21 protein-coding genes are annotated in these 24,727 nt (G+C 63.1%); 4 read left to right on the plus strand and 17 right to left on the minus strand.

Features of this window, described 5'->3' with window-relative positions; genetic code table 11:
* From preA to hydA, 3 genes are all read right to left on the minus strand, one after another.
* Positions 1-1,262 (minus strand): NAD-dependent dihydropyrimidine dehydrogenase subunit PreA (preA, locus tag ACF8Q6_RS13000; protein WP_392498907.1); only part of this gene is annotated, 1,262 nt, incomplete at its 3' end.
* Positions 1,263-2,630: an NAD(P)-dependent oxidoreductase gene (locus ACF8Q6_RS13005; protein WP_392490199.1), complete on the minus strand. Its 1,368-nt coding sequence runs from the start codon at positions 2,628-2,630 to the stop codon at positions 1,263-1,265.
* A 181-nt stretch (positions 2,631-2,811) separates the two neighbouring features.
* A complete protein-coding gene (gene hydA, locus ACF8Q6_RS13010; RefSeq protein ID WP_392493524.1) occupies positions 2,812-4,251 on the minus strand; it encodes a dihydropyrimidinase in 1,440 nt (479 codons plus the stop codon).
* A gap of 343 nt (positions 4,252-4,594) precedes the next feature.
* Between hydA and ACF8Q6_RS13015 the strand changes: the two genes are divergently transcribed.
* Both ACF8Q6_RS13015 and ACF8Q6_RS13020 read left to right on the plus strand, forming a co-directional pair.
* On the plus strand, positions 4,595-6,085 hold the full coding sequence (locus ACF8Q6_RS13015; RefSeq protein ID WP_392493526.1) for an NCS1 family nucleobase:cation symporter-1: 1,491 nt from the start codon (positions 4,595-4,597) through the stop codon (positions 6,083-6,085).
* Between the two features lie 49 nt (positions 6,086-6,134).
* Complete coding sequence (locus ACF8Q6_RS13020) at positions 6,135-7,418, plus strand: Zn-dependent hydrolase (RefSeq protein ID WP_392493527.1); 1,284 nt, start codon at positions 6,135-6,137, stop codon at positions 7,416-7,418.
* Here the strand turns inward: ACF8Q6_RS13020 and ACF8Q6_RS13025 are convergent.
* From ACF8Q6_RS13025 to nhaB, 3 genes are all read right to left on the minus strand, one after another.
* On the minus strand, positions 7,415-8,374 hold the full coding sequence (locus tag ACF8Q6_RS13025) for a ribonuclease Z (protein ID WP_392493528.1): 960 nt from the start codon (positions 8,372-8,374) through the stop codon (positions 7,415-7,417). The genes ACF8Q6_RS13020 and ACF8Q6_RS13025 overlap by 4 nt on opposite strands.
* A gap of 87 nt (positions 8,375-8,461) precedes the next feature.
* A complete protein-coding gene (locus ACF8Q6_RS13030) occupies positions 8,462-9,007 on the minus strand; it encodes a lipocalin family protein (RefSeq protein ID WP_003251256.1) in 546 nt (181 codons plus the stop codon).
* A gap of 146 nt (positions 9,008-9,153) precedes the next feature.
* The gene (gene nhaB / locus ACF8Q6_RS13035) at positions 9,154-10,656 is read right to left on the minus strand and encodes a sodium/proton antiporter NhaB (RefSeq protein WP_003251254.1); all 1,503 of its coding nucleotides are present in this window, start codon (positions 10,654-10,656) and stop codon (positions 9,154-9,156) included.
* Positions 10,657-10,806: 150 nt separating this feature from the next.
* Here nhaB and ACF8Q6_RS13040 point away from each other — a divergent pair, with 150 nt between their 5' ends.
* On the plus strand, positions 10,807-11,619 hold the full coding sequence (locus ACF8Q6_RS13040) for a crotonase/enoyl-CoA hydratase family protein (protein ID WP_004576977.1): 813 nt from the start codon (positions 10,807-10,809) through the stop codon (positions 11,617-11,619).
* A gap of 36 nt (positions 11,620-11,655) precedes the next feature.
* The gene (gene nudC, locus ACF8Q6_RS13045) at positions 11,656-12,486 is read left to right on the plus strand and encodes an NAD(+) diphosphatase (RefSeq protein ID WP_392493530.1); all 831 of its coding nucleotides are present in this window, start codon (positions 11,656-11,658) and stop codon (positions 12,484-12,486) included.
* Positions 12,487-12,554: 68 nt separating this feature from the next.
* Here the strand turns inward: nudC and ACF8Q6_RS13050 are convergent, their stop codons facing one another.
* From ACF8Q6_RS13050 to ACF8Q6_RS13100, 11 genes are all read right to left on the minus strand, one after another.
* Positions 12,555-13,334, minus strand: a complete 780-nt coding sequence (locus ACF8Q6_RS13050) for a TSUP family transporter (RefSeq protein WP_012051814.1) — start codon at positions 13,332-13,334, stop codon at positions 12,555-12,557.
* A 133-nt stretch (positions 13,335-13,467) separates the two neighbouring features.
* The gene (locus ACF8Q6_RS13055) at positions 13,468-14,331 is read right to left on the minus strand and encodes an RHS repeat-associated core domain-containing protein (RefSeq protein ID WP_392493532.1); all 864 of its coding nucleotides are present in this window, start codon (positions 14,329-14,331) and stop codon (positions 13,468-13,470) included.
* A 202-nt stretch (positions 14,332-14,533) separates the two neighbouring features.
* The gene (locus ACF8Q6_RS13060; RefSeq protein WP_161775005.1) at positions 14,534-15,364 is read right to left on the minus strand and encodes an alpha/beta fold hydrolase; all 831 of its coding nucleotides are present in this window, start codon (positions 15,362-15,364) and stop codon (positions 14,534-14,536) included.
* 173 nt (positions 15,365-15,537) lie between these two features.
* Positions 15,538-16,827 (minus strand): NAD(P)/FAD-dependent oxidoreductase, encoded by a 1,290-nt coding sequence (locus ACF8Q6_RS13065; RefSeq protein WP_392492726.1) that lies wholly within the window; start codon positions 16,825-16,827, stop codon positions 15,538-15,540.
* 146 nt (positions 16,828-16,973) lie between these two features.
* On the minus strand, positions 16,974-18,935 hold the full coding sequence (locus ACF8Q6_RS13070) for a DNA topoisomerase III (RefSeq protein WP_392492727.1): 1,962 nt from the start codon (positions 18,933-18,935) through the stop codon (positions 16,974-16,976).
* Positions 18,936-19,145: 210 nt separating this feature from the next.
* Positions 19,146-19,574 carry a GNAT family N-acetyltransferase gene (locus tag ACF8Q6_RS13075; protein ID WP_003251237.1) on the minus strand — a complete coding sequence of 143 codons (429 nt, stop codon included), beginning with the start codon at positions 19,572-19,574 and terminating at the stop codon, positions 19,146-19,148.
* The gene (locus ACF8Q6_RS13080; RefSeq protein WP_012051819.1) at positions 19,567-20,733 is read right to left on the minus strand and encodes a cupin domain-containing protein; all 1,167 of its coding nucleotides are present in this window, start codon (positions 20,731-20,733) and stop codon (positions 19,567-19,569) included. The genes ACF8Q6_RS13075 and ACF8Q6_RS13080 overlap by 8 nt, the downstream gene beginning before the upstream one ends.
* An 82-nt stretch (positions 20,734-20,815) precedes the next feature.
* Positions 20,816-22,186, minus strand: a complete 1,371-nt coding sequence (gene purB / locus ACF8Q6_RS13085) for an adenylosuccinate lyase (RefSeq protein ID WP_392491633.1) — start codon at positions 22,184-22,186, stop codon at positions 20,816-20,818.
* A 215-nt stretch (positions 22,187-22,401) separates the two neighbouring features.
* Complete coding sequence (hflD, locus tag ACF8Q6_RS13090) at positions 22,402-23,028, minus strand: high frequency lysogenization protein HflD (RefSeq protein WP_003251232.1); 627 nt, start codon at positions 23,026-23,028, stop codon at positions 22,402-22,404.
* A complete protein-coding gene (mnmA, locus tag ACF8Q6_RS13095; RefSeq protein WP_003251230.1) occupies positions 23,025-24,149 on the minus strand; it encodes a tRNA 2-thiouridine(34) synthase MnmA in 1,125 nt (374 codons plus the stop codon). The genes hflD and mnmA overlap by 4 nt, the downstream gene beginning before the upstream one ends.
* Before the next feature lie 59 nt (positions 24,150-24,208).
* Positions 24,209-24,649, minus strand: coding sequence for an NUDIX hydrolase (locus ACF8Q6_RS13100; RefSeq protein WP_003251227.1), 441 nt, complete (start codon positions 24,647-24,649; stop codon positions 24,209-24,211).
* Positions 24,650-24,727: the final 78 nt, after the last annotated feature.

Here is a 24,727-nt window from a genome sequence, read left to right on the forward strand (position 1 = left end):
CGGTAGGGGTTACGCGGATCCTGCGTCCAGTTCAGGTATGGCTTGCCGGTGTCCTGTGCCTCCATTTCGATGCAGTTTTCCACCGGGCAGGTGATCTGGCACAGGTTGCAGCCTACGCACTCCTCTTCGATCACACTGTAGGCATGCGTGCCGTCAGCCTTCAGCGTGCTGGCAATCGCCTGGTGCGAGGTGTCCTCGCACGCAATGTGGCAGCGCCCGCAGCCAATGCACGCCTCCTGGTCAATGTGCGCGACCGACTTGTAGTTGATGTCCAGGTATTTCCAGTCGGTGGTATGCCCCACCGCCTGCCCGCGGAACGCTTCGATAGTGGGGTGCCCATGCTGGTCCATCCAGCGTGCCAGGCCGTCCTGCATGTCCTCGACGATACGGAAGCCATGCAGCATCGCCGCCGTGCACACCTGCACGGCGCCACTGCCCAGGGCCATGAACTCGGCGGCGTCACGCCAGTTGCCGATGCCGCCAATGCCACAAATCGGCAAGCCCCGCGTTTCCGGGTCGCGGGCGATTTCCGCCACCATGTTCAAGGCGATCGGCTTCACTGCCGAACCGCAGTAACCGCCATGGGTGCTCTGGTCTCCGACAATCGGGTGGGCCACCATGCGGTCCAGGTCGACGCTGGTGATCGAGTTGATGGTGTTGATCAACGACACCGCATCGGCCCCGCCCCGGTGCGCGGCACGGGCCGACTGGCGGATATCGGTGATGTTCGGCGTAAGCTTCACGATCACCGGCAGCGCGCAGTACGTCTTGCACCAGCGGGTGACCATTTCCACATATTCCGGCACCTGGCCGACGGCCGCCCCCATGCCGCGCTCCGGCATTCCGTGCGGGCAACCGAAGTTCAGCTCGATGCCATCAGCCCCGGTGGCTTCCACCAGCGGCAGGATGAACTTCCACGATTCCTCTATGCACGGCACCATCAGCGACACGATCAGTGCGCGGTCGGGCCAGTCCTTCTTCACCTGGGTGATTTCACGCAGGTTGATTTCCAGAGAGCGGTCGGTGATCAACTCGATATTGTTGATCCCCTGTACCTGACGGTTGGGGCCATAGTGCGCCGAGTAGCGCGACGACACGTTGACCGCCGCAGGGTCTTCGCCCAGGGTCTTCCAGACCACGCCGCCCCAGCCGGCCTCGAAGGCGCGGACCACGTTGTAGGCCTTGTCGGTTGGCGGTGCGGAGGCCAGCCAGAAGGGGTTGGGTGCCTTGATGCCGGCAAATACGATAGACAAGTCGGCCATTTACGCTGCCTCCACGTTGAGCATGAGTTGGGCATGGATGGCTTCGGCGGCCAGCTTGCCGTGTTGCACGGCCTGCACGGTAAGGTCCTGCCCCAGCGCGGTGCAGTCGCCGCCTGCGTACACGCCCGGCAGGCTGGTCTGCAGGTGTTCGTCCACGCGGATGCGCTCACCCTCGCGGGCCAGTTGCGCAGCCACCGGGTCGCCGAGGCTGGCATCGTCAAAGCGTTGGCCAATGGCCTTGAAAATGGCGTCCGCAGCCAGCTCGAAGGTTTCGCCGGTATCGCGCAGGCGGCCTTCCGCCAGCTCGGTGCGGGCAAAACGCATGCCGCGGACCTTGCCGGTGTCATCCAGCAGCACGGCATCAGGGCGGGCCCAAGTGTGCAGGCGCACCTGGTTGGCTTTGGCAATGTCCTGCTCGTGGCCGGTAGCGCCCATGTCGGCGTGGCCACGGCGGTACACCAGGTTGACGTCGCGGGCCCCCAGACGGCTCATCTGCACAGCCATGTCGATGGCCGTGTTGCCAGCACCGATCACCAGGCAGCGGTCGGCCAACGGTAGCTGGCTCAGGTCATCGGCCTGGCGTAGCTCGCGGATGTATTCGGTGGCGGCGAGCACGCCGGGTGCTTCCTCGTGGGGCAGCCCTAGCTGGCGCACGGCATTCAGGCCGAGGCCCAGGAACACCGCGTCGTACTGATCGCGCAGTTCGCCCAGGCTGAGGTTGCTACCCAAGCGCTGGCCATGGCGGACTTCGATACCGCCAATCCCCAACAAGAAATCCACTTCACGCTGGGCATAGTCGTCTACCAGCTTGTAGCGGGCGATGCCGTACTCGTTGAGGCCACCGGCTTTGTCGCAGGCCTCGAACACCACCACGTCATGGCCGTGCATGGCCAGGCGGTGGGCGCAGGACAGCCCTGCCGGGCCGGCGCCGACCACGGCGATACGCTTGCCGGTGGTTGCCGAGCGCTTGAATGGGTGTGCGCTGAACTGGGCGTTGTCCAAGGCGTAACGCTGCAACTGGCCGATCAGCACCGGCGCGCATTCCTGGGCATTGTTGCGCACGCAGGCTTGCTGACACAGGATTTCGGTGGGGCACACGCGGGCGCAACTACCGCCCAGAATGTTGGCCGAAAGAATGCGCTCGGCGGCGCCTTGCAGGTTTTCGTCACTGATGCGGTGTATGAACGAGGGGATGTCGATCTCGCTGGGGCAAGCGTTGACGCAGGGGGCGTCGTAGCAGTACAGGCAGCGTGCACTTTCCAGGGCGGCCTGGCGCGCGGTGAGGGGTGGGGCCAGGTCGCTGAAGCGCTCGGCCAACTGGTCGGCGCCGGCCCGGGGGCGCGGCAAGTGGTTCAGGGCGTTGGTCACGGTTGTAGCCTCTCTATTTTTTTTGGTGCAGGCGACAGGTATTGCGGTCGATTCTGGGGCCGCTCCCACAGGCGATCGCGGTCCTTGCGGGAGCAACTGTCTTGCTCAATTTCTAAAAGCTGGCGCGATCCCTGTGGGAGCGGCCTTGCGTCGCGATGGGCTGCACAGCAGCCCAGTGGCTTCAGCGCTGTACAGGCATCGGCCGCTGATGCTCGGCCCGGCGCCCCAGCACCTCATACACCGACGGGTACGCCGGCCGTTCCACATACCGCCCCGCGCCCGGCTCGGCGCGCAGGTCGCCATCGGCCCAGAGCACCTTGCCCTGGCTGATGGTGTGGCTTGGGATGCCGCGCACGGTGCGGCCTTCGAAAATGTTGAAGTCCACCTGCTGGTGGTGGGTTTTGGCGGAGATGGTGCGGGTGCCCTGCGGGTCCCACAGCACCAGATCGGCATCGGCACCCACGCGGATAGCGCCCTTGCGCGGGAACAGGTTGAAGATTTTCGCCGTGTTGGTAGAGGTCAGCGCGACGAATTCGTGCATCGACAGACGCCCGCTGTTGACCCCGGCATCCCACAGTACTGCCATGCGATCTTCGATGCCGGCGGTGCCGTTGGGTATGCGGCTGAAGTCGTCGCGGCCCATGGCTTTCTGCTCGGCGCAGAAGCAGCAGTGGTCGGTGGCGGTGGTGTGCAGGTTGCCTGACTGCAAGCCGCGCCACAGCGCCTCCTGGTGCTCGCGTGGGCGGAACGGCGGGCTCATCACATAACCGGCGGCGGTGGCCCAGTCCGGGTCACGGTAGACACTGTCGTCCAGCAGCAGGTGGCCGGGCAGCACCTCGCCATACACCGGCTGGCCCTTGCCCCGGGCATAGGCGATTTCATCCAGTGCCTCGCGGCTGGAAATGTGCACCAGGTACAACGGCGTGCCGAGGGTTTCGGCAATGCGGATGGCGCGGCTGGCCGCTTCGCCTTCCACCTGCGAGGGGCGCGACAGCGGGTGGGCTTCCGGCCCGGTCATGCCCTGGGCGAGCAGTTTTTTCTGCAGGTGGTACACCAGCTCGCCGTTTTCAGCATGCACGGTGGGCACCGCACCCAGTTGCAGGCAACGCTCGAAGCTGGCCACCAGGGTATCGTCGGCGGCCATGATCGCATTTTTGTAGGCCATGAAATGCTTGAAGCTGTTCACCCCGTGCTTGGCCACCAGCTCGCCCATCTCTTCGGCCACCTGCTCGCTCCACCAGGTGATGGCGACGTGGAAGCCATAGTCGCTGGCGCTTTTCTGCGCCCAGCCACGCCACGTGTGGAAGGCCTCCAGCAACGACTGCTGCGGGTTGGGAATGACGAAGTCGATGATCGAGGTGGTGCCGCCAGCCAGGCCCGCAGCGGTGCCGCTGAAGAAGTCCTCACTGGCCACCGTGCCCATGAACGGCAACTGCATGTGGGTGTGCGGATCGATGCCCCCGGGCATCAGGTACTGGCCGCTGCCTTCGAGGATCTCGCAGTCGGTGGGCGGTTCGAGGTTTTGCCCGATGGCACGGATCAGGCCATCGGCACACAGGACATCGGCGGGATAACGCTCTTCGTGGGTAACCACGGTGGCGCCTCGGATCAACAGGGACATGCCGTTTTCCTCGCAGGCTGACCGGTCTTGGCCGGTTCTTTGCATTGTCGTGGATGCAGGCGGGCAGGGCGGTCAATCCTGTCAGGCCTGACAAGATTCGAGGCTAGATGCTGATTCTGGATTCAGCAAGAAAATTTTCCCATTAAATTTGTGGTTTTTAAGTTGTTGATATAAATAGAAAAAAATTAACGCGCGAATGGGCGACGGGGTTTTCCGGGTATTTGACTAACTTGACAAGATGAAAATCTGGTCGAGATTTCTAAGCACAATTCCGCGTGCGAACTCCGGTCATCGAATCAGCCTGATGAGCGAAAAAATAGAAAAAAAAACTGGAGAAGGGCCTATGCAACAGAGCAGATCGGAAGTGGTCGAGCAAGATGGCCTGTTCGAGCTGTCCGAGGGCAGCGACGTTCTCGACAGCCCGCGCTACAACCCCGACATAGCACCGACCAAGGTGCACCAGCGCACCTGGAACAAATGGCACATCACCGCCCTGTGGGTGGGGATGTCCATCTGCGTACCCACCTACACCCTCGGCGGTGTCCTTACCGCCTACTTCGGCCTCAGTGTTGGCGAAGCGCTGCTGGCGATCCTGCTGGCCAACGTTATCGTGCTGATACCGCTTACCCTCAATGCCTTTCCCGGTACCAAGTACGGCATTCCGTTTCCGGTGCTGCTGCGTTCGTCGTTCGGCATTCTTGGCTCCAACGTACCGTGCCTGATCCGCGCGGTGGTGGCCTGTGGGTGGTTCGGTATCCAGACCATGTTCGGCGGGCTGGCCATTCACCTGTTCCTGGGTTCGGTGTTCGACGGCTGGAAGGCGCTGGGCGGGACAGGCGAGGTGATTGGCTTCATGATCTTCTGGTGCCTGAACCTGTGGGTGGTGCTGCGCGGCGCCGAGTCGATCAAGTGGCTGGAAACGCTGTCGGCACCGCTGCTGGTGGCGGTGGGCGTCGGTCTGCTGTTCTGGGCCTTGCCGCACATGTCGATGACCGAACTGTTGGCACAGCCGCCCAAGCGCCCGGAAGGGGCGAGCGTGGTCAGTTACTTCTGCGCCGGGCTTACGGCCATGGTCGGCTTCTGGGCCACACTGTCGCTGAACATTCCCGACTTCAGCCGCTACGCCCGCAGCCAGAAGGATCAGATTCTCGGGCAGATCTTCGGCCTGCCGCTGACCATGTTCCTGTTTGCTGCGCTGGGTGTGGTGCTGACCGCCGCTTCGGCGTCGCTGGTGGGCGAGACGGTGTCCGACCCGGTCAGCCTGATCGGCAAGATTCAAAGCCCGTTCTGGGTGGCCCTGGCCATGGCGCTGATCGTGATTGCCACGCTGTCGACCAACACCGCGGCGAACATCGTGTCGCCCACCAATGACTTCCAGAACATTGCCCCACGCCTGATCGGCCGAAGCCGCGCGGTATGGCTGACCGGCTTTATCGGCCTGGCGCTGATGGGGCATGAACTGCTGAAGAAACTGGGCCTGATTGTCTCCGACCTTAGCCTGGAAAGCGTGTATTCCAACTGGTTGCTGGGCTATTCCAGCTTGTTGGGGCCCATTGCCGGCATCATGGTGGTGGACTACTTCCTGATCCATCGGCAGAAGCTGGACCTGGCCGGGCTATACCGCGACGACGTGTATCCCGCGTGGAACTGGGCCGGTTTTGCCGCCTTCGCCTTGCCAGTAGGGCTGACGGTAATGGCGATTGGCAACAGCAGTTTCAGCTGGTTCTACGACTATGGCTGGTTCACCGGCTCGTTGCTGGGCGGTGCACTGTACGCCGCGCTTGGCGGTTTGGCGGCACGCAACCCGGTGCGGTTGGTCAAACCCTTGCCTTGAGGCCTCGAAGAGGCCCGTACAAACAATAAGAAGCCTGAAGGAGAAGCCCGTGACCCCCGTCAAAGAGATCCTGAAGACCAACGCCCGTCACGTCGACAGCACCCGCCTGTGGCAGTCGCTGATGGACCTGGCCCGGCTCGGCGCCACCGCCAAGGGGGGTGTCTGCCGCCTGGCCTTGACCGACCTCGACCGCCAGGCCCGCGATCTGTTCGTGCAGTGGTGCGAGGCGGCCGGTTGCTCGGTCAGCATCGACGCTGTCGGCAACATATTCGCCCGCCGTCCGGGCCGTAACCCCAAGCTGCCGCCGGTGATGACCGGTAGCCATATCGACACCCAGCCCACCGGCGGCAAGTTCGATGGCTGCTTCGGGGTGATGGCCGGGCTGGAGGTGATCCGTACCCTCAACGACCTGGGCGTGGAAACCGACGCGCCGCTCGAAGTGGTGGTGTGGACCAACGAAGAAGGTTCGCGTTTTGCGCCGTGCATGATGGGTTCAGGGGTGTTCGCCGGCAAGTTCACCCTGGAAGACACCCTGGCCAAGCGCGATGCCCAGGGTGTCAGCGTTGGCGAAGCGTTGAACACCATTGGCTACGCCGGTCCGCGTGCCGTGTCGGGGCACCCGGTGGGGGCGTATTTCGAAGCGCATATCGAGCAGGGTCCTATCCTTGAGGACCAGGCCAAGACCATCGGCGTGGTCCTCGGCGCCCTGGGCCAGAAGTGGTTCGACCTGACCCTGCGCGGTGTTGAAGCCCATGCCGGCCCTACGCCGATGCACCTGCGCAAGGACGCCCTGGTGGGGGCAGCCGCTGTGGTAGAGGCGGTCAACCGCACGGCGCTTGCCCATCAGCCCCACGCCTGTGGCACGGTGGGTTGCCTTCAGGCGTACCCGGGCTCGCGTAACGTGATCCCGGGCGAAGTGCGCATGACTCTCGACTTCCGCCACCTGGAGGGCGAGCAGTTGAATGCGATGATTGCCGATGTGCGCGGGGTGATCGAGGCGACCTGTACCAAGCATGGCCTGAGCCATGAGCTGGTGCCCACGGCAGACTTCCCGGCACTTTACTTCGACAAAGGCTGTGTCGACGCCGTGCGCGAGTCGGCCAAGGCGCTGGGCCTGCCGCACATGGACATCGTCAGTGGCGCGGGGCATGACGCGATCTTCCTGGCCGAGCTGGGGCCGGCGGGGATGATTTTCGTGCCGTGCGAAAACGGCATCAGCCATAACGAGATCGAGAACGCCACGCCCGATGACCTGGCGGCGGGCTGCGCGGTGTTGTTGCGGGCGATGCTGGCGGCGTCGGAGGCAATTGCCAACGGGCGCCTGGCGGCCTAGGCACTGGCCTCAAGACGGCCGTTACGGCCAAGGTGATAGCGCTGCAGGTCCTGCGCCAGGGTCAACTGCCCGCTGTAATGGGCGAGGGCCTCGTCGCGCACGGTGTCGATGTGCGGGCTGCGTCGCGGGTCGTTCTGGTAGCGGGCGCTGAAATGCGTCAGTACCAGGTTGCGCACGCCAGCGGCCTCGGCGAAGCGTGCCACCTCAGCGGCGGTGCTGTGGCCGAACGTGCCCCCGGTGCGTTCGACCACCGCCTGGGTGAAGGTGGCTTCGTGCACCAGTACATCCGCACCCCTGGCGACGGCTGCCAGCAGCGCTGGTTTGTCGTTGTCCCCGCACACGATCACCCGCTGGGGCGGACGCGAAGGGCGCAGGTAGTCGTTGCCGTTCAGCAGTTGCCCATTGAACGTCACGGTCAACCCCTTGGCCAGCTCGCCCCACAGCGGACCACGCGGTATGCCCTCGGCGTCCAGGCGCTGGATGTCCAGGCGTGGCTCAGGGTTGATTTCAGTGAATACGAAACCCACGCTGGGCACCCGGTGCGACAGTTGCACGGTGGTCACCTGCAGTGTCGCGTTGCGCCATGCGATCAGCTCTTCCACGGGCAACAGGCGCAGCTCGAACGGCAGGAAGGTGTCGCTGGCAACCAGGCCCTGGCGTACCCAGTCGTGCAGTGCAGCGGGCAGGATCACTTCCAGCGGCTGGGTGCGCCCGCTCATGCCCGCGCTGGCCAGCAGGCCGGGCAGGCCGAAGCAATGGTCACCATGCACGTGGGTGATGAAGATCGCGCACAGGTCGCGGATCGAAAGCGGGGTGTGCAGCAGGCGGTGCTGGGTGCCTTCGCCGCAATCGACCAGATACCAGTGGCTGCCACTGGCTTCGATCACGGCCGTGGCGCTGACATTACGTGCCTTGGTGGGCACCCCGGCGGAGGTGCCGAGGAACAGCAGGTCCATGCTCAGGCTCCTGTTTCAGGCCAGAAGCGGCCAAGGTGATACGGGGCGCACACCTTAGCCGGATTGCCACCCGCCGTCGACGGCCTGCTAGTTATCCTGTCGCCAGATGAGCTTGCTGGTGTCATACCCTTGCTCTCGGGCGATTGTCAGCAGTTGCTCGCGCTGCTGGTCGGTGACCGCTGGCGTGCGCGACAGCAGCCACAGGTACTCGCGGTTGGGGTGGCCGACCAGTGCCACGCGGTAGTCCTTGTCGTGGTACAGCACCCAGTACTCGCCCTTGGTCAGGCCCGGTGCCAGGCGGCTGAACCAGTTGTCGAAGCGCACCCACAGCTTGTCGGTGCTGCCCGGTTGCTGAGCCTCGGCGATGCCCTTGGCTTCATTCCACTGGCCGTCCTTTTCCTGGCAGCGGTTGGTTACATCGATACGGCCGTCCTCGCGCAAGCCGTAGCGCGCCTCGGACTTCACACAGTTACGCTGGAAGAACATCGGCAGTCGCGCCAGTTCGTACCAGGTACCCTGATAGCGTTGCAGGTCCACCTGCTGGGTACGCGGCGGTGCCGGGTGATCGTTGCCGGCGCAGCCGAGCAGGGCCAGGGTCATGCAGGAAAGCAGCAGTGTAGTGCGCAGCGCCATGGGTGACCTCCTTGGAGCGGATGGGGCGTACCTGTGTTTCGACGCCTGTGCGGGGAAAAAGTTGTAGGCGATATTGCCTGCGGGTAAACCCGTGCAGGAGCGGGTTTACCCGCGAAAGGGCCCGCACAGGTCCGCACAGGCCTGCCTCACAGCCAGTACGTCACCGCCCACCATCCCAACCCGCCCATCACCACGGTATAGGGCAGCGCCATCCACACCATCCGCCCATACGACAGCCGGATCAGCGGCGCAATGGCCGAGGTCAGCAGGAACAGGAACGCCGCCTGCCCGTTAGGCGTCGCCACGCTTGGCAGGTTGGTGCCGGTGTTGATCGCCACCGCCAGTGTTTCGAAATGCTCGCGGCTCATGCTGCCGTTGAGAAATGCCTGCTTCACTTCGGTAATGTAGATGGTGGCAACGAACACATTGTCGCTGATCGCCGACAGCAAACCGTTGGCCAGATACAGCATGCCCGGTTGCTGTTCGGCCGGCAGCGTCAGCACCCAGCTGATCAATGGGCTGAACAATTGTTGCTGATGAATCACCGCGACCACGGCAAAGAACACCACCAACAGCGAAGTGAATGGCATGGCGTCCTGGAAGGCGCGGCCCAGGCGGTGCTCGTCGGTGATGCCGGTGAAGGCCGTGATCAGTACGATCACCATCAGGCCGATCAGGCCGACCTCGGCCACATGCAGCCCCAGGCAGATGATCAAAATCAGGGCAGCGAGCCCTTGTACCCACAGCGCGATGCGCTGGGCCTGGGTACGTGCGGCATCGTCCTCGGCGGCATAGGCAGCCAGTACCTGGCGCACTGTCTCAGGCATCAGCGTGCCGTAGCCGAACAGGCGCAGCTTCTCCAGCAACACGCAGGTCAGCAGGCCGGCACCCAGCACCGGTATCGACACGGGCGCCACCTTGAGGAAGAAGTCAGCGAAGTGCCAGCCCATCTCGTGGCCGATCAGCAGGTTCTGCGGCTCGCCCACCAGCGTGCATACGCCACCCAGGGCGGTACCCACTGCGCCGTGCATCAGCAAGCTGCGCAGGAACGCGCGGAACTGGTTCAGGTCGTCACGGTGTAACTGCGCCACTTGCTGGTCGCTGTCCAGTGCGCTGTCTTCACGCGGGTTGGCGCCGGACGCCACGCGATGGTAGACCGCATAAAAGCCGACCGCGGCGCTGATGATCACGGCCGTCACCGTCAACGCATCGAGAAACGCCGAAAGGAATGCCGACAGTACGCAGAACAGTAGCGACAGCATGGCTTTCGAGCGCACACCCAGCAGAATGCGCGAGAACAGGAACAGCAGCAGTTCCTTCATGAAATGGATACCGGCGACCATGAACATCAGTAGCAGGATTACCGGGAAGTTGTGCTGCAGTTCTTCGTACAGTGCCTGCGGCGTGGTCATCTGCAACAGCAGGGCTTCGATCAGCAACAATCCCCCGGGCATCAGCGGGTAGCACTTCAGCGCCATGCCCAGGGTGAAGATGAACTCGATTACCAGCGCCCACCCGGCTGCAGCCGGGCCAATGGTTGCCAGTAGAAGCGGATTGAGCACCAGGAACAGGCAGATGACCGCTTTGTACCAAAGCGGCGACTGGCCCAGGAAACCGTGAGCGAGGGCGCCGGTCAGGGAGCGCGACATGAATATGTATCCTTATGATTCAGCGATGGCGCACGGTGCCGGATCATCGCGCCTTAGGCAAGGCATACAGTCCCGTTTTTGGCACAAGTACGGTCATCGGCATGAGTTAACATCCGGACCATGAACTTTTCGCCCGCAGGAGTGCCGCCCGTGACCGAGTACAGTGCATTAAAGGTCGAACTGACCGACAGCGTCGCCCATGTTCAGATCAATCGCCCAGAGAAGGTCAACGCGATGAATGCGGCCTTCTGGGAGGAAATCGTCGACATCTTCCAGTGGATCGATGACACCGATGCCGTGCGCGCGGTGGTGATCAGCGGCGCTGGCAAGCACTTTTCCGCCGGTATCGACCTGATGATGCTGGCCTCGCTGGCTGGGCAGATGGGCAAGGACGTGGGCCGCAATGCACGCTTCCTGCGCAAGACCATCCAGCGGCTGCAGGCCTCGTTCACCGCTGTGGACACGTGCCGCAAACCCGTACTGGCGGCCGTGCAAGGCTACTGCATCGGCGGCGCCATCGACCTCATCTCGGCGTGCGACATGCGCTACTGCAGCAGTGACGCGCAGTTCTCGATCAAGGAAATCGACATGGGTATGGCGGCCGATGTCGGCACATTGCAACGTTTGCCACGCATCATTGGCGACGGCATCATGCGGGAGCTGGCGTTTACCGGGCGCAATGTCGAGGCCGACGAGGCGCTGCGCATCGGCCTGGTCAACCGAGTCTATGATGATCAGGCCGCACTGATGGACGGCGTCTTTGCCATCGCCCGCGAGATTGCCGCAAAATCGCCGATCGCTGTGGCCGGCACCAAGGAAATGCTCAGCTACATGCGTGACCATCGCATCGACGATGGCCTGGACTACATTGCCACCTGGAACGCCGCAATGCTGCAGTCCGAAGACCTGCGCGTGGCGGTGGCGGCGCACATGAGCAAACAGAAACCGACGTTCGCCGACTGATCGGGCCGGGGGACGCGCAGTAAAGGAACCCCCGACATGTCAGCACGCTGGACTACCGCAGTACTCGACCCACAGATGACCGGGGGGCTGGCCGTGGCCCGCAGCCCTGAAGGGTTTCTGGTGGACGCCAACGGCGCGCTGTTCCCCCGCGACTGGCTCAAGCGCCAGGACCTCGACGTGCTGTGCGAGCACGGCATCGGTCACTTTGACGGCCAGCCGGTGTTCCTGCTGGAGCTGCGCAGCGCCACTGATGTGCCGGGCTGCAGCTGGCGCGGCCTGCGTGCGTTCATGCTCGAAGGCGACTTCGACACCTACAAGGTGCTGGGTTATGCCGCACAAATCGGTACCTGGGCGCGCGAGCATCGCTTCTGCGGCAGTTGCGGCCAGGCGATGACGCAAATTCGCTGGGAGCGGGCGATGTATTGCCAGCCCTGCGACCTGCGCAGCTATCCGCGCATTTCACCCAGCATGATCGTGCTGGTGACCCGCGGTGATGAAATCCTGCTGGCGCGTTCGCCACGCTTCGTCACCGGGGTGTACAGCACCTTGGCAGGTTTCGCCGAACCGGGTGAATCGGCTGAAGACTGCCTGGTGCGCGAAGTGCGCGAAGAAGTGGCGGTGGAGGTGCAGAACATCCAGTACGTCGGCAGCCAGTGCTGGCCGTTTCCGCATTCGATGATGTTGGGTTTCCATGCCGAGTATGCCGGGGGCGAGATTGTCATGCAGCCGGACGAGATCGAGGACGCCAAGTGGTTCAGCGTCCACGACCTGCCGCCGCTGCCGGCCGGGCGGTCCATTGCCCGTTACCTGATCGATCTGTATGTTGCGCGGCGGCTGGGCTGTGATATCCCTGCTTTCCCGTCCTAGCTGCAGTGAACAATGTGCTCCGACTAGGCGCAGGGCGCAGGCAATGGTCATTCCATTGCCAAAGTCCCTCAGGCCTGCCCGAACCAGTGTTGCCACGCTAAGCGCACGGTCAACGCCAGCACCACGGTGATGAACACCGGGCGGATGAACTTGCTGCCGCCGCTGATCGCCGTGCGTGCGCCGAAAAAGGCGCCGACCATCACCGACAGGCCCATGCACAGGCCGACGATATAGTCCACCTGCCCGGAAATGATGAACACCGTCAGCGCCGCGATGTTGCTGACGAAGTTCATGCTGCGCGCCACGCCGCTGGCGCGTACCAGGTCGATGGGGTACAGCAGCAGGGTACTGACCGTCCAGAACGCCCCGGTACCCGGGCCGGCTACGCCGTCGTAGAAGCCCAGGGTGAAGCCTTGCGGCACTTGCCACTTTTTCTTGATCGGTGCATCGGCATCCAGCGGCGCCTTGGGCGTGCCGCCGAACAACAGGTAGATGCCACAGGCGAAGACGATCACTGGCAGCATCTTGTTCAGCCATTCGGCTGGCATGTAGTGGGCGATGACGGCGCCGAGCAACGCCCCGGTCAGGGTGGCGAACAACGCCGGGCGCCACTGCGCCGGATGGAACAGTTTGCGTTTATAGTAAGTGAAACTTGCGGTGGCCGAGCCGAAGGTGGAACTGAGCTTGTTGGTGCCCAGCACCAGGTGTGGTGGCATGCCGGCGGTGAGCAGGGCCGGGGTGGTGAGCAGGCCGCCGCCACCGGCGATGGCGTCGATGAAACCGGCGACGAAGGCGACCAGCGCCAGGATGAGTAGGGTTAGGGGTTCTACGGTGAGTTCGAAGGGCATGGGGTTTGGGCGCAGGGAGAAAGGCAAAAGGTGAGCAAAGGTCGCTCTGAGGCTGAGATGGTAATACTCACCGGTTAGGCTTGCCAGTGCCAGGTGTTTGCGAGATTGCCCTTGCGCTTTAACCTCTGGCAGTTCACTTGGTTTTACCCCTCACGTTCGATTGTTCGGGCTGAAATGAAAAATTCGCAGGGGGTGATGGTAGCTTATGAATGACGACTGCCTCTTCTGGAGGGGTATATACTTTTTCAATGAGTTTTGCGGTTTTATTGATCTTCTTCATATAAATGGTGGTTATGTTGTCTGCTTGCGCCTCATCGTTGAGCAGATACCTGGCATCGTTATTAGGCTCCCAATTTTCTAGCGTCTCTTTGTATTTGATTAGGTTTGCAGCTTTCTCTAAATGTTTTCCTTGGGTGTGTGGGCTATCATACCACTTGGGGAATTTGGCCAGCGCAGGGAAGGTTTCAGTAGCCTTGACAGCATCGTTGTAGTACGGGTTTTCATTGTTCGGTGAGAGCGTCGAGGTGTCGCGTTTTATCTTGAAGAAATCCAAAATTCCCCTCAGCATCTGGCCGGATGGGTCCAGATTGTTCGTTGGGTCGCCCTCGCAATAGGCATATGCATTTCGCCCCCCCTTGCCAAAAGGGCTGAGGCTGTCAGGCGAATAAAAGCGCATGAGATAAGGGCTATATGCACGGTGGCCGTTGCCAAGGAGGTACAGTTTCGTGAAGCGATCACAACGTTGCCCGGTGTATCCCAGGATATGCTCAATGTGGCTGTGCCCATAAGCGCTGTAGGTCAGACTTTGAATGCGGTCACGATGTAAGCTGTTGGTTATGGAGTTCTGCGCATTTACTGCCGTTATCAGCGTTTCGGCAGCGCGCTCCGCGAGTGGAGTGCCTGTGGCTGAAAACAGTGTAATAGATTGGTTGATGCCAACTGCTGTTGATAACTGGTCGATATTATAGAATAAGTGCTGCTTTAGGTTCTGTTGCATGATCAGCCTGCCGGCAATGTAATGTATTGATGCTACCTTCGGATAATTTAGCCATGCGTGCAACTGGTATATTTGCCAGTTGCATGCAGGCACTCTATATGTGTTGCCAGTGCCGACCCTTTCGCGGGCAAGCCCGCGCCTACGAAGATGGCGTAATCCCGGATCGGGTTTACCCGCGAAAGGGCCGGTACAGGCGAAAACATCAACTACGGATAAACGCCAGCAAATCCGCATTGATCACATCAGCATGGGTGGTTGGCATGCCATGCGGGTAGCCTTTGTAGGTTTTCAGCGTGCCATTGGGCAACAGCCTGGCCGACAGTACCCCGGAATTTTCATAGGGCACGATCTGGTCATCGTCGCCGTGCATCACCAGCACCGGCTGCTGGATGCCCTTCAGGTCCTCGGTGAAATCGGTCTGGGAAAACGCCACGATGCCATCGTAATGGGCCTTTGCACTGCCGATCATGCCTTGGCGCCACCAGTTGCCGATGATGCCTTCGCTGGCTTCGACCCCAGGGCGGTTGTAGCCGTAGAACGGCCCTGTTGGCACATCCCGGTAGAACTGCGCCCGGTTGCTGGCAACCTGGGCCTGGAAGCCGTCGAATACCGACTTGGGCAGGCCACCGGGGTTGCCGGGGGTTTGTACCATCAAGGGGGGTACGGCTGCGATCAGCACGGCCTTGGCCACCTTGTCTTCAGGGTACCGGGCCATGTAGCGCACCACCTCCCCACCGCCGGTCGAGTGGCCGACATGCACGGCACCCTGGGTGCCCAGGTGGGCGACCACGGCGGCTACGTCGTCGGCATAGTGGTCCATGTCGTGGCCGTCCCATACCTGGCTGGAGCGGCCATGACCTCGCCGGTCGTGGGCGACCACGCGGTAGCCTTCAGCGAGGAAGAACAGCATCTGCGCGTCCCAGTCATCGGCACTGAGCGGCCAGCCGTGGTGGAAGTGGATCACCGGTGCATCGCGCGGGCCCCAGTCCTTGTAGAAGATCTGTACGCCGTCCTTCGTGGTTACATAGCTCATGGTCGTGTCTCCTGGGTGCAGGAAGCGAAGGGAGCTATTGAGAATAGGAGGGATTTTGGCGGGTATCAGGAAGTTGTGTTGCCTGTGTGGGCCTCTTCGCGGGTGAACCCGCTCCTACACTGTGAGGTCCCTTTCACCCGCGAAGAGGCCCGCACAGGCAACACTGATGCCCTTCAGACACGGTCGCGCATGCGGTACCAGGCCTTTGCCGCAGCTTCCAAAGGCGCAGCCAGCAGGTCGCCGCCGGGGAAGCGGCCGTTGTCGATGCCTTGGTACAGCGCCAACAGGTCTTCATCGCCGAGAATGGCATCGCTGACCGCACGCGCCGCCGCCAGGGTCGGCAGAACGCCATGGCCGGAGAAACCCTGCAGCCAGTAGCGCTGGCCCTCGCGGCCGACGTCCGGGGTGCGCTTGATGCTGCAATCGATGTGGCCGCCCCAGGCATAGTCGATGGCCACCCCGGCCAGTTGCGGGAACACCCGCTCCAGGTACGGGCGGGTGGCGCTGGCGACGTCCTTGGGAATGCCGCCCAGGTAGGTGCAGCCACCGCCGAACAGCAGGCGGTGGTCTGGGGTGAGGCGGAAGTAGTCGGGTACGAACTGGTTGTCGATCACGCAACTGTTGCGAGGTAGTAACGAATGGGCCAAGTCGGCATCCAGAGGCGCAGTGGCGACCTGATAGGAACCGACTGGCAACAGGCGACGCGACAGGCTGCGGTCAAGGCGGTCGATGTAGGCGTTGCAGGCCAGCACCAATACCTGGCAGCGAACTTCGCCACGGTCGGTACGGGCGACATAGCCGTCGCGAGCCTGCTGGTAGCTGAGCACCTGGCTCTGTTCGTAGATTTGCCCGCCGGCAGCCTCAATGGTACTGGCCAGGCCCTGTGCCAGTTTCAGCGGGTTGAGGTGGGCACCTTTGGCGTCGTACAGCGCGGCCTGGTAGCGCGGGCTGTCGATCCATTGCGGCAACTCGTCCCGGCCGATCAGGCGCAGGGCGTCGTAACCCCATTTATGCTCGGCATCATGCAGGGCCTCTTCGAGCATTTTTACCCGGCGCGGCAATACTGCAGTCCACAGGCTGCCCGGCCGGTAGTCGATGTCGAAGCCGTGGCGCTGGGGCAGTTCGCGCATCTCGTCGGCGGCCCAGCACATGCTGGCCCATAGCCGTTGGGTGCGTTCGATGCCAAGGGCCTGCTCCAGCGGCGGCATGTCGCACGACCAGCCCAACAGCGCCTGGCCACCGTTGCGTCCGGAGGCCGCCCAGGCTACCCGGCTGGCTTCCAGCAGTGTTACGCGCTTGCCGGCCTGGGTCAGCCGCAGGGCAGTGTGCAGGCCGCTGAAACCGGCGCCGATGATCAGCACATCGGTGTCGTGAGTGCCTTGCAGGGTAGGGCGTAATGGGATGTTGGCGGGGTAGGTCTGGGCGTAGTAACTGGCGACGTGCTGGGCGGATTGTTTGAACATGCCGGATTTTCCGTGAAAATTATTATGTTTATTTTCATGAAAAGTTAGCAGTTAAATTTCACGCTGCCAATGTGTCGGTTGGGTTTTGTGGTTTGCCTTTGGTTAATGTGTTGCCTGGGCTGGCCTCTTCGCGGGTGAACCCGCTCCTACAGGGGCGCTCGCTTTTTCCGCGCCTGGCGTGGCTTGCTCGGGGTCGCCTTGCTTCCAGTCGCTTTGCTCTTCCCGCCACCGCGACGTTTCTTTTTCCAGGGCGGGGCCGCCCCGGCCGCTGGCCCGCTGATGGTCATGCGCATGCCGCTGCAACGCTCCACCAGCTTGCCCATCCACGCCGACTGCCGGGCAACGAACTCTTCCAGGGGCATCTCGCCGCTTTGCACCATGTCCAGCGCCTGCTCCCAGATCGCCGTGGTGCCGGGATCAGCAATGGCGCGGGGAACGGCGTCGATCAGGCTGAAGGCCGCAGGTGTGGCCGACAGCGCCTTGCCGTTCTTCACCAGGTAACCGCGGTCGAGCAGACCCTGGATAATGCTGGCGCGGGTGGCCTCGGTGCCGATGCCGGTGGTTTCCTTGAGTTTCTGCTTCAGCCGAGGGTCATCCACCAGCTTGGCCACGTTTTTCATCGCCTTGATCAGGTCGCCTTCGGTAAAAGGTTTGGGTGGCTGGGTCCACAGGTCTTTCAGTTGCAGGCCGTGTACGTTGCAGTCCTGGCCTTCGCGAAGCGCCGGCAGCACCTGGGCCGGTGGTGCCTCGCGGCCTTTGGCCGGGGTGAGCGCCTCGGGCAAGGCGCGGCGCCAGCCCGGCTCGACGATCTGCTTGCCTACAGCACGCAGCGCATGACCGGCGCAGTCGAAGTCGGCCTGGGTGCGGTCGTACTCATGGTTGGGCAGGAACTGCGCCAGATAGCGGGCGCGGATCAGGGTATACACGGCCTTGTGCTTGGCCGGCAGGCGTGAGGGGTCGCTGGCGGCGGCGGTGGGGATGATGCCATGGTGAGCGCTGACTTTGGCGTCGTTCCACGCCCGCGAGCGGCGTTGCGACTCCAGGTAGGGCTGCAGCGGCGCCAGGCTGGCATCGGCCCGTTGCAGGGCGGCGAGGATGGCGGGTGCCTCGGCGTGCTGGCTTTGTGGCAAATAGCCGCAATCGCTGCGCGGGTAGGTGATCAGCTTGTGTGTTTCGTACAGTGCCTGGGCAATGTCGAGGGTTTCCTGGGCGCCGAGGCCGAACTTTTTCGAGCACAGCTCCTGCAGGGTGCCAAGGTCGAAGGGCAGCGGTGCTGCTTCGCGCACACGCTCGGTCGCTACCTTTACCGCTCGGGCAGTGCCGGCATGGCCGATGTCGGTGGCGGCCCGCTGTGCCAGGTCTTGCTTCAGGCAGCGGCCTTGGTCATCGCAGGCGTCTTCGGGGGCGCGCCATTGGGCATTGAAGTGTTGGCCGGCGTGTTCCAGCTGGACGTCGATGGCCCAGAACGGCACCGGCACGAAGTTGGCGATGCTGCGGTCGCGGTCGACCACCAGGCGCAAGGTCGGCGTTTGCACGCGGCCTACCGGCAGCACGCCCTGGTAGCCGGATTGGCGGCCCAGCAAGGTGAACAGCCGGCTCATGTTCATGCCGATCAGCCAGTCGGCACGCGAGCGGCCCAGCGCCGAGTGGTACAGGTTGAACGTCTCGTGGCCTGGCAGCAGGCGCGCCAGGGCCTTGCGGATGGAAGCGTCATCCAGCGCCGACAGCCACAGGCGCTGCACCGGGCCTCGGTAGCGGCAGTGCTCGACCAGCTCGCGGGCAATCATTTCGCCTTCGCGGTCGGCGTCGGTGGCAATCACCAGCTCCCGCGCTTCACCGAGCAGGCGCTTGACCGCCTTGAACTGGCTGGCGGTCTTGGGCTTTACCAGCATCTTCCACTTGTCTGGAATGATCGGCAGGTCGGCCAGGTTCCAGCGCTTGTAACGTTCGTCGTAGCTGTCGGGCGGGGCGGTTTCCAGCAGGTGGCCGATGCACCAGGTTACGCAGATGTCGGTGCCTTGCCAGCAGCCGTCGCCTTTGCGGTTGGCGCCGAGCACTTTGGCGATGTCTTTTGCCTGGGAGGGTTTTTCGCAGAGAAACAGGCGCATGGCCGGGGACGCTTCATCGGGGTGGTGGGCCATAGGATGCGCAAGCGGGGGCGCAGAGGCAAGTTTTATCTGGATGGATGTACAGGTTTTTTGTCAGCGGGGATGTATATGGCCAGTGCCGGCCTCTTCGCGGGTAAACCCGCTCCTACAGGGACGCGTGGTACTTGTAGGAGCGGGTTTACCCGCGAAGAGGCCGGCACAGCTGATGGATCAGGCGCGCGAGTCGCGCACCATGTCGACATGCGGGATGCCAGCTTCGAGGAATTCCTCGCTGACTACGCGAAAGCCCAGCCGCTCATAGAACGGCGTGGCGTGTACCTGGGCGCTGAGCATCTGCTGTTTCAGGTCGCGGTTCTGCGCTTCGACGATGACCGCATTGACCAACGCATCGCCCACCTTCAGGCCGCGCCAGTCCTTGAGCACCGAGATGCGCCCGATGGTGCCGTCGGCCAGCAGGCGCGCAGTACCGATCGGATAGTCGCCTTCCAGGGCCAGGAAGTGCAGGGCATCCTGGTCTTCAGAATCGAACTCCAGCTCTGGCGGAATGTGCTGCTCGGCGACGAACACGGCTTCACGGATACGGCGGATGTCGGCGTTGTCTTTGTGCCAATCGGCGAGGCGAACGCTGATCTTATTCATTGGCGAATCCCAGGCTCCCTTGTTTGACCAGCTGCTGTACCAGCATAAGGCCATCTTCGTCCTGCAGCCACTCGGCCAGGTTGTCGATGTGCAGGGCGTCGGCCGCACATACCAGCTTCAGCAGCTCTCGCAGTTTGCCGGGCAGTGGGCAACTACGGCCGCTGGCGAACAGCAGCAGGTCGTCTTCGAATTCCGACCAGGCCAGACGTGCGCTGGGGTTGCGGATCAGGATGGCGCCCTGCTCAAGGGCGTCGATCAGCTCTTCCTCGCTCAGCTCTTCGCCAACGATCTGCTCGGGGTAGCGCGGCTCGGTCATGAACTGGCCGAACCAGGTCAGCAGCAGGTCCTTGTCGCCCATGTGCTTGTCGAGCAGCGCCTTGAGGCGGTCGAGGGCATCGTGCTGGATCTGGTGCGGGTCGCTGACCGGCTGGGCGTCGGCGTCGCTGTAGCGCTCTTCGTCGGGCAGGAACTGGCCGAGGAAGTCGGTGAAGTGGGTCAGCACTTCGGCAGCGCTCGGTGCGCGGAAGCCGACCGAGTAGGTCAGGCAGTCATCCACGGCTACGCCGTAGTGAGCCAGGCGCGGTGGCAGGTAGAGCATGTCGCCGGGCTCCAGGGTCCACTCTTCACTCTGCTCGAACTCGGCCAGGATACGCAGGTCGGCGTGCTCCAGCAGCGGGCTGTCACTGCTGCACATCTGGCCGATCTTCCAGTTGCGCTGGCCGTGGCCCTGCAGCAGGAACACGTCGTAGTTGTCGAAGTGCGGGCCGACGCTGCCACCCGGGGCGGCGAAGCTGATCATCACGTCATCGATACGCCAGCTGGGCAGGAAGCGGAAGTTTTCCAGCAGTTCGGCCACTTCCGGAACGAACTGGTCAACGGCCTGTACCAGCAGGGTCCAGTCTTTTTCCGGCAGTTCGGCGAAGGTGTCTTCGCTGAACGGGCCGCGGCGCAGTTCCCACGGGTGCGCGCCGTGCTCCAGCACGATACGCGATTCGACTTCGTCTTCCAGGGCCAGGCCGGCGAGCTCATCGGGGTCGATCGGGCTGATGAAGTCCGGGAAGGCCTGGCGTACCAGCAGCGGCTTCTTCTGCCAGTAGTCGCGCATGAATTCGCGGGCCGAGATGCCGCCGAGCAGCTGCAGTGGAGTATCAGGATTCATGTTCAACCTATTGAAAAAAACGTAATTTTCGTACGGGAATAAAAACGCCCGGCCAGGCCGGGCGTTGTACGCGACGCTGAGCTTAGATGCGTTTGGCCTGGGCCGCCGCGTTACCGATGTAGGTAGCGGGGGTCAGCTGCTTGAGCTCGGCCTTGGCTTCGGCTGGCATGTCCAGGCCGTCGATGAAGGTCAGCAGCGCTTCTGGGGTGATGCCCTTGCCACGGGTCAGCTCTTTGAGCTTCTCGTAGGGGTTTTCGATGTTGAAGCGGCGCATCACGGTCTGAATCGGCTCGGCCAGCACTTCCCAGCAAGCGTCCAGGTCGGCGGCGATGCGAGCTTCGTTGACTTCCAGCTTGCCGATGCCTTTCAGGCTGGCCTCGAAGGCGATCACGCTGTGGGCAAAGCCCACGCCCAGGTTGCGCAGCACGGTGGAGTCGGTCAGGTCACGCTGCCAGCGCGAGATCGGCAGCTTGCTGGCCAGGTGCTGGAACAGCGCATTGGCGATACCCAGGTTGCCTTCGGAGTTTTCGAAGTCGATCGGGTTGACCTTGTGCGGCATGGTCGACGAACCGATTTCGCCGGCAACGGTCTTCTGCTTGAAGTAACCCAGCGAAATGTAGCCCCACACATCACGGTCGAAGTCGATCAGGATGGTGTTGAAGCGGGCGATGGCGTCGAACAGCTCGGCGATGTAGTCGTGCGGCTCGATCTGGGTGGTGTACGGGTTGAACTGCAGGCCCAGTTCGTCTTCGATGAAGGCGCGGGCGTTCTCTTCCCAGTCGATCTGCGAGTAGGCCGACAGGTGGGCGTTGTAGTTGCCCACGGCGCCGTTGATCTTGCCCAGCAGTGGCACGGCGGCAACCTGGGCGATCTGGCGCTCCAGGCGGTACACGACGTTGGCCAGTTCTTTACCCAGGGTGGTCGGCGAAGCCGGCTGACCATGGGTACGCGACAGCATTGGTACTTCGGCGTGGGCGTGGGCCAGGGCGCGGATGGCGTCGGCGACCTGGCGCATCAGCGGCAACAGCACTTCGTCACGGCCGGCGCGCAGCATCAGGGCGTGGGACAGGTTGTTGATGTCCTCGCTGGTGCAGGCGAAGTGGATGAACTCGCTGACCTTGGCCAGCTCAGGCAGCTTGGCGGCCTGCTCCTTGAGGAGGTATTCAATGGCCTTGACGTCGTGGTTGGTGGTGCGCTCGATTTCCTTGACGCGCTCGGCGTGCTCCAGCTTGAAATCGTTGGCCAGGCTGTCCAGCAGGGCGGTGGCTTCGGCGGAGAACGCCGGCACTTCGCCGATTTGCGGGTGGGCGGCCAGGCGCTGCAGCCAGCGCACTTCGACCAGGGCGCGGAAACGGATCAGGCCGAATTCGCTGAAAATGGGGCGCAAGGCCTGGGTTTTGCCGGCATAACGGCCGTCTACAGGGGAAACCGCAGTGAGCGAAGAAAGCTGCATGGGGTGTTCTCGGACAGTCAGGCTTTTGGAAGGGCGCATATCATACATGAAAAATGCGCCTGGGTCGGGTGGCTGACCAAAGGTCGGCCCAATTTGGATCTGGTGGCAGACCCTGTGGGAGCAGGCGTGCCCGCGAACACCGGCGTAGCCGGTGCCATACACCGCGTCGCCTGCTTCGCGGGCACGCCCGCTCCCACAAAGGGCAGCCCAGCCCGTCAGGTGGGGCTGCGCATCATGTCGTACAGTTCGTTCAGCAACTTGCGCCGGCTGAACACCAGCTGCCAACGGTGCCCGCCCAGCTGCCGCCACAGTCGCGCGGCGCGGATGCCGGCCAGCAGCAGGGCGCGGATCTTCGAGGCATTATTGGGCTGCTGCAGGAAGCGCATGTCGCCATGCACCTGGATGCGCTGGCGCAGAGTGCTCAGGGTGTCCTGGTACAAGGCTCCACTGGAAGCGATGACGTTTTCGTGAACCAGGCCGAAATGCTCGGCCTGCGACTGGATTTGCGGCAGGCGGTTGCCGATGGTGTCCAGCAGGTCACCTCGCTTGTTCAGCTGGCGTTCCAGGCCCAGCATCGACAGGGCGTAGCGCAGTGGCTCGCGCTGCAGGCTGTTGGGGTCGCGCTCGAGGGCGCCGATCAGCGCTCGGTAGCCGTCGCGCAGGTTCAGGTCGTCACCGCCGAACACCTCCAGGGTGTCCTTGGGGTCACGCACCAGCAGGCTGCCCAGCATGCAGCCGATATTGGCTTCACTGGCCTGGCCGGTGCGGGCGATACGGTCGACAAGCACGGCGGCCTGGAACACACCGCCCAGCGCGATCAACTGCTCCTGCAGGTTGCTCATGCGCGCGGGCTCCACGGCTCGGCAGCCTCGATCACGCCGCCGCCCAGGCACACTTCGCCGTCGTAGAACACCACGGACTGGCCCGGCGTCACGGCGCGCTGAGGCTCGTCGAACACGGCGCGGTAGCCGCTGGCGGTGCGTTCCAGGGTGCATCGCTGGTCGCTCTGGCGATAGCGCACCTTGGCAGTCAGCTGGCGTGGGCTGCCGAGGTCGACCGGGTTGACCCAGAAAATGTCCGAGGCCAGCAGGGCGCGGGAGAACAGCCATGGGTGCTCGTTGCCCTGGCCGACCACCAGCACGTTGCGGGCCAGGTCCTTGTGCAGCACGTACCACGGCTCGTCACTGGCATCTTTCAGGCCGCCAATGCCCAGGCCCTGGCGCTGGCCGATGGTGTGGTACATCAGGCCATGGTGGCGGCCGATCACTTCACCTTCGGTGGTTTCAATGTCGCCCGGCTGGGCCGGCAGGTACTGCTTGAGGAAGTCGCTGAAGCGGCGCTCGCCAATGAAACAGATGCCGGTGGAATCTTTCTTCTTGGCGGTGGCCAGGCCGTGTTTTTCGGCGATGGCGCGTACTTCGGGCTTTTCCAGTTCGCCGACCGGGAACAGCGTGCGGGCGATTTCCTGGCCGCCGACGGCGTGCAGGAAGTAGCTCTGGTCCTTGTTCGGGTCCAGGCCCTTGAGCAGTTCGGTGAGCGCGCCAGTATCGCGGCGGCGCACATAGTGGCCGGTGGCGATCAGGTCGGCACCCAGCGACAGGGCGTAGTCGAGGAACGCCTTGAACTTGATTTCGCGGTTGCAGAGGATGTCGGGGTTGGGTGTGCGGCCGGCCTTGTATTCCTCAAGGAAGTGCTCGAACACGTTGTCCCAGTATTCGGCGGCGAAGTTGGCGGTGTGCAGCTTGATGCCGATACGGTCGCACACGGCCTGGGCGTCGGCCAGGTCTTCACGGGCGGTGCAGTATTCGGTGCCGTCGTCCTCTTCCCAGTTCTTCATGAACAGCCCTTCCACCTGGTAGCCCTGCTCGATGAGCAGAAGGGCTGAGACGGAAGAGTCCACGCCGCCGGACATGCCGACGATGACGCGGGTCTTGGCGGGGTCTTTAAGTGCTGGGCTGGTCATGGGTACCGGTGTGTATCAAGGGGGAAAAACGCCGATTCTATCAAACCCGCGGCGCCGCGTCAGTCGCGTAGCAGGTCGAGGCTGTGCAGCGGGCCTTTGAGGTAGTCATCCAGGCAGCGCGGCACCAGCTCGCTGCGCCAGCGAGTGGGGTCGGCCAGCAGTTCGTCGCGGGTCAGCCACACGGCGCGGACGATGTCGCTGTCCAGTGCCAGGTCGGCGTGATGGCGCACGGGGCGGGCGGCGAAGCAGATGCGCTGGTAGGTCACGCCGTTGCTGGGGGCGGTGTACAGGTAGATGCCGACCACGCCGGTCAGCTCGACTTCCCAGGCAGTTTCCTCCAGGGTTTCGCGCAGGGCGGCCTGGGGCAGGGTCTCGTTGGGCTCGAGGTGGCCGGCCGGCTGGTTGAAGACGTGCTGGTTGGCTTTGAACTCCTCGACGAAGAGGAACTTGCCTTCGTGCTCGACGATGGTCGCTACGGTGATGTGGGGTTGCCAGGTCATTTGCCATGTCCTTTCAGAGTGCCGGGACCGCCTTGCGGTCCTTCGCGGGCAAGCCCGCTCCCACAAGGTGCAGCGCAG

It is taken from the genome of Pseudomonas sp. GLN_2, from assembly GCF_043106005.1.
GTDB classification, from domain to species: Bacteria; Pseudomonadota; Gammaproteobacteria; order Pseudomonadales; family Pseudomonadaceae; genus Aquipseudomonas; species Aquipseudomonas alloputida.

Excerpts from the sequence above, each read along its gene's own strand:
- ACF8Q6_RS13025 (WP_392493528.1), bottom strand. The coding sequence starts at position 8,374 with ATGGACCTGCTGTTCCTCGGCACCTCCGCCGGGGTGCCCACCAAGGCA.
- ACF8Q6_RS13015 (WP_392493526.1), top strand. The coding sequence starts at position 4,595 with ATGCAACAGAGCAGATCGGAAGTGGTCGAGCAAGATGGCCTGTTCGAG.
- ACF8Q6_RS13050 (WP_012051814.1), bottom strand. The coding sequence starts at position 13,334 with ATGCCCTTCGAACTCACCGTAGAACCCCTAACCCTACTCATCCTGGCG.
- ACF8Q6_RS13065 (WP_392492726.1), bottom strand. The coding sequence starts at position 16,827 with ATGTTCAAACAATCCGCCCAGCACGTCGCCAGTTACTACGCCCAGACC.
- mnmA (WP_003251230.1), bottom strand. The coding sequence starts at position 24,149 with ATGACCAGCCCAGCACTTAAAGACCCCGCCAAGACCCGCGTCATCGTC.
- ACF8Q6_RS13080 (WP_012051819.1), bottom strand. The coding sequence starts at position 20,733 with ATGAATCCTGATACTCCACTGCAGCTGCTCGGCGGCATCTCGGCCCGC.
- nhaB (WP_003251254.1), bottom strand. The coding sequence starts at position 10,656 with ATGTCGCGCTCCCTGACCGGCGCCCTCGCTCACGGTTTCCTGGGCCAG.
- purB (WP_392491633.1), bottom strand. The coding sequence starts at position 22,186 with ATGCAGCTTTCTTCGCTCACTGCGGTTTCCCCTGTAGACGGCCGTTAT.
- ACF8Q6_RS13030 (WP_003251256.1), bottom strand. The coding sequence starts at position 9,007 with ATGGCGCTGCGCACTACACTGCTGCTTTCCTGCATGACCCTGGCCCTG.
- ACF8Q6_RS13060 (WP_161775005.1), bottom strand. The coding sequence starts at position 15,364 with ATGAGCTATGTAACCACGAAGGACGGCGTACAGATCTTCTACAAGGAC.
- nudC (WP_392493530.1), top strand. The coding sequence starts at position 11,656 with ATGTCAGCACGCTGGACTACCGCAGTACTCGACCCACAGATGACCGGG.
- hydA (WP_392493524.1), bottom strand. The coding sequence starts at position 4,251 with ATGTCCCTGTTGATCCGAGGCGCCACCGTGGTTACCCACGAAGAGCGT.
- ACF8Q6_RS13100 (WP_003251227.1), bottom strand. The coding sequence starts at position 24,649 with ATGACCTGGCAACCCCACATCACCGTAGCGACCATCGTCGAGCACGAA.
- ACF8Q6_RS13070 (WP_392492727.1), bottom strand. The coding sequence starts at position 18,935 with ATGCGCCTGTTTCTCTGCGAAAAACCCTCCCAGGCAAAAGACATCGCC.
- hflD (WP_003251232.1), bottom strand. The coding sequence starts at position 23,028 with ATGAGCAACCTGCAGGAGCAGTTGATCGCGCTGGGCGGTGTGTTCCAG.
- ACF8Q6_RS13055 (WP_392493532.1), bottom strand. The coding sequence starts at position 14,331 with ATGCAACAGAACCTAAAGCAGCACTTATTCTATAATATCGACCAGTTA.
- ACF8Q6_RS13075 (WP_003251237.1), bottom strand. The coding sequence starts at position 19,574 with ATGAATAAGATCAGCGTTCGCCTCGCCGATTGGCACAAAGACAACGCC.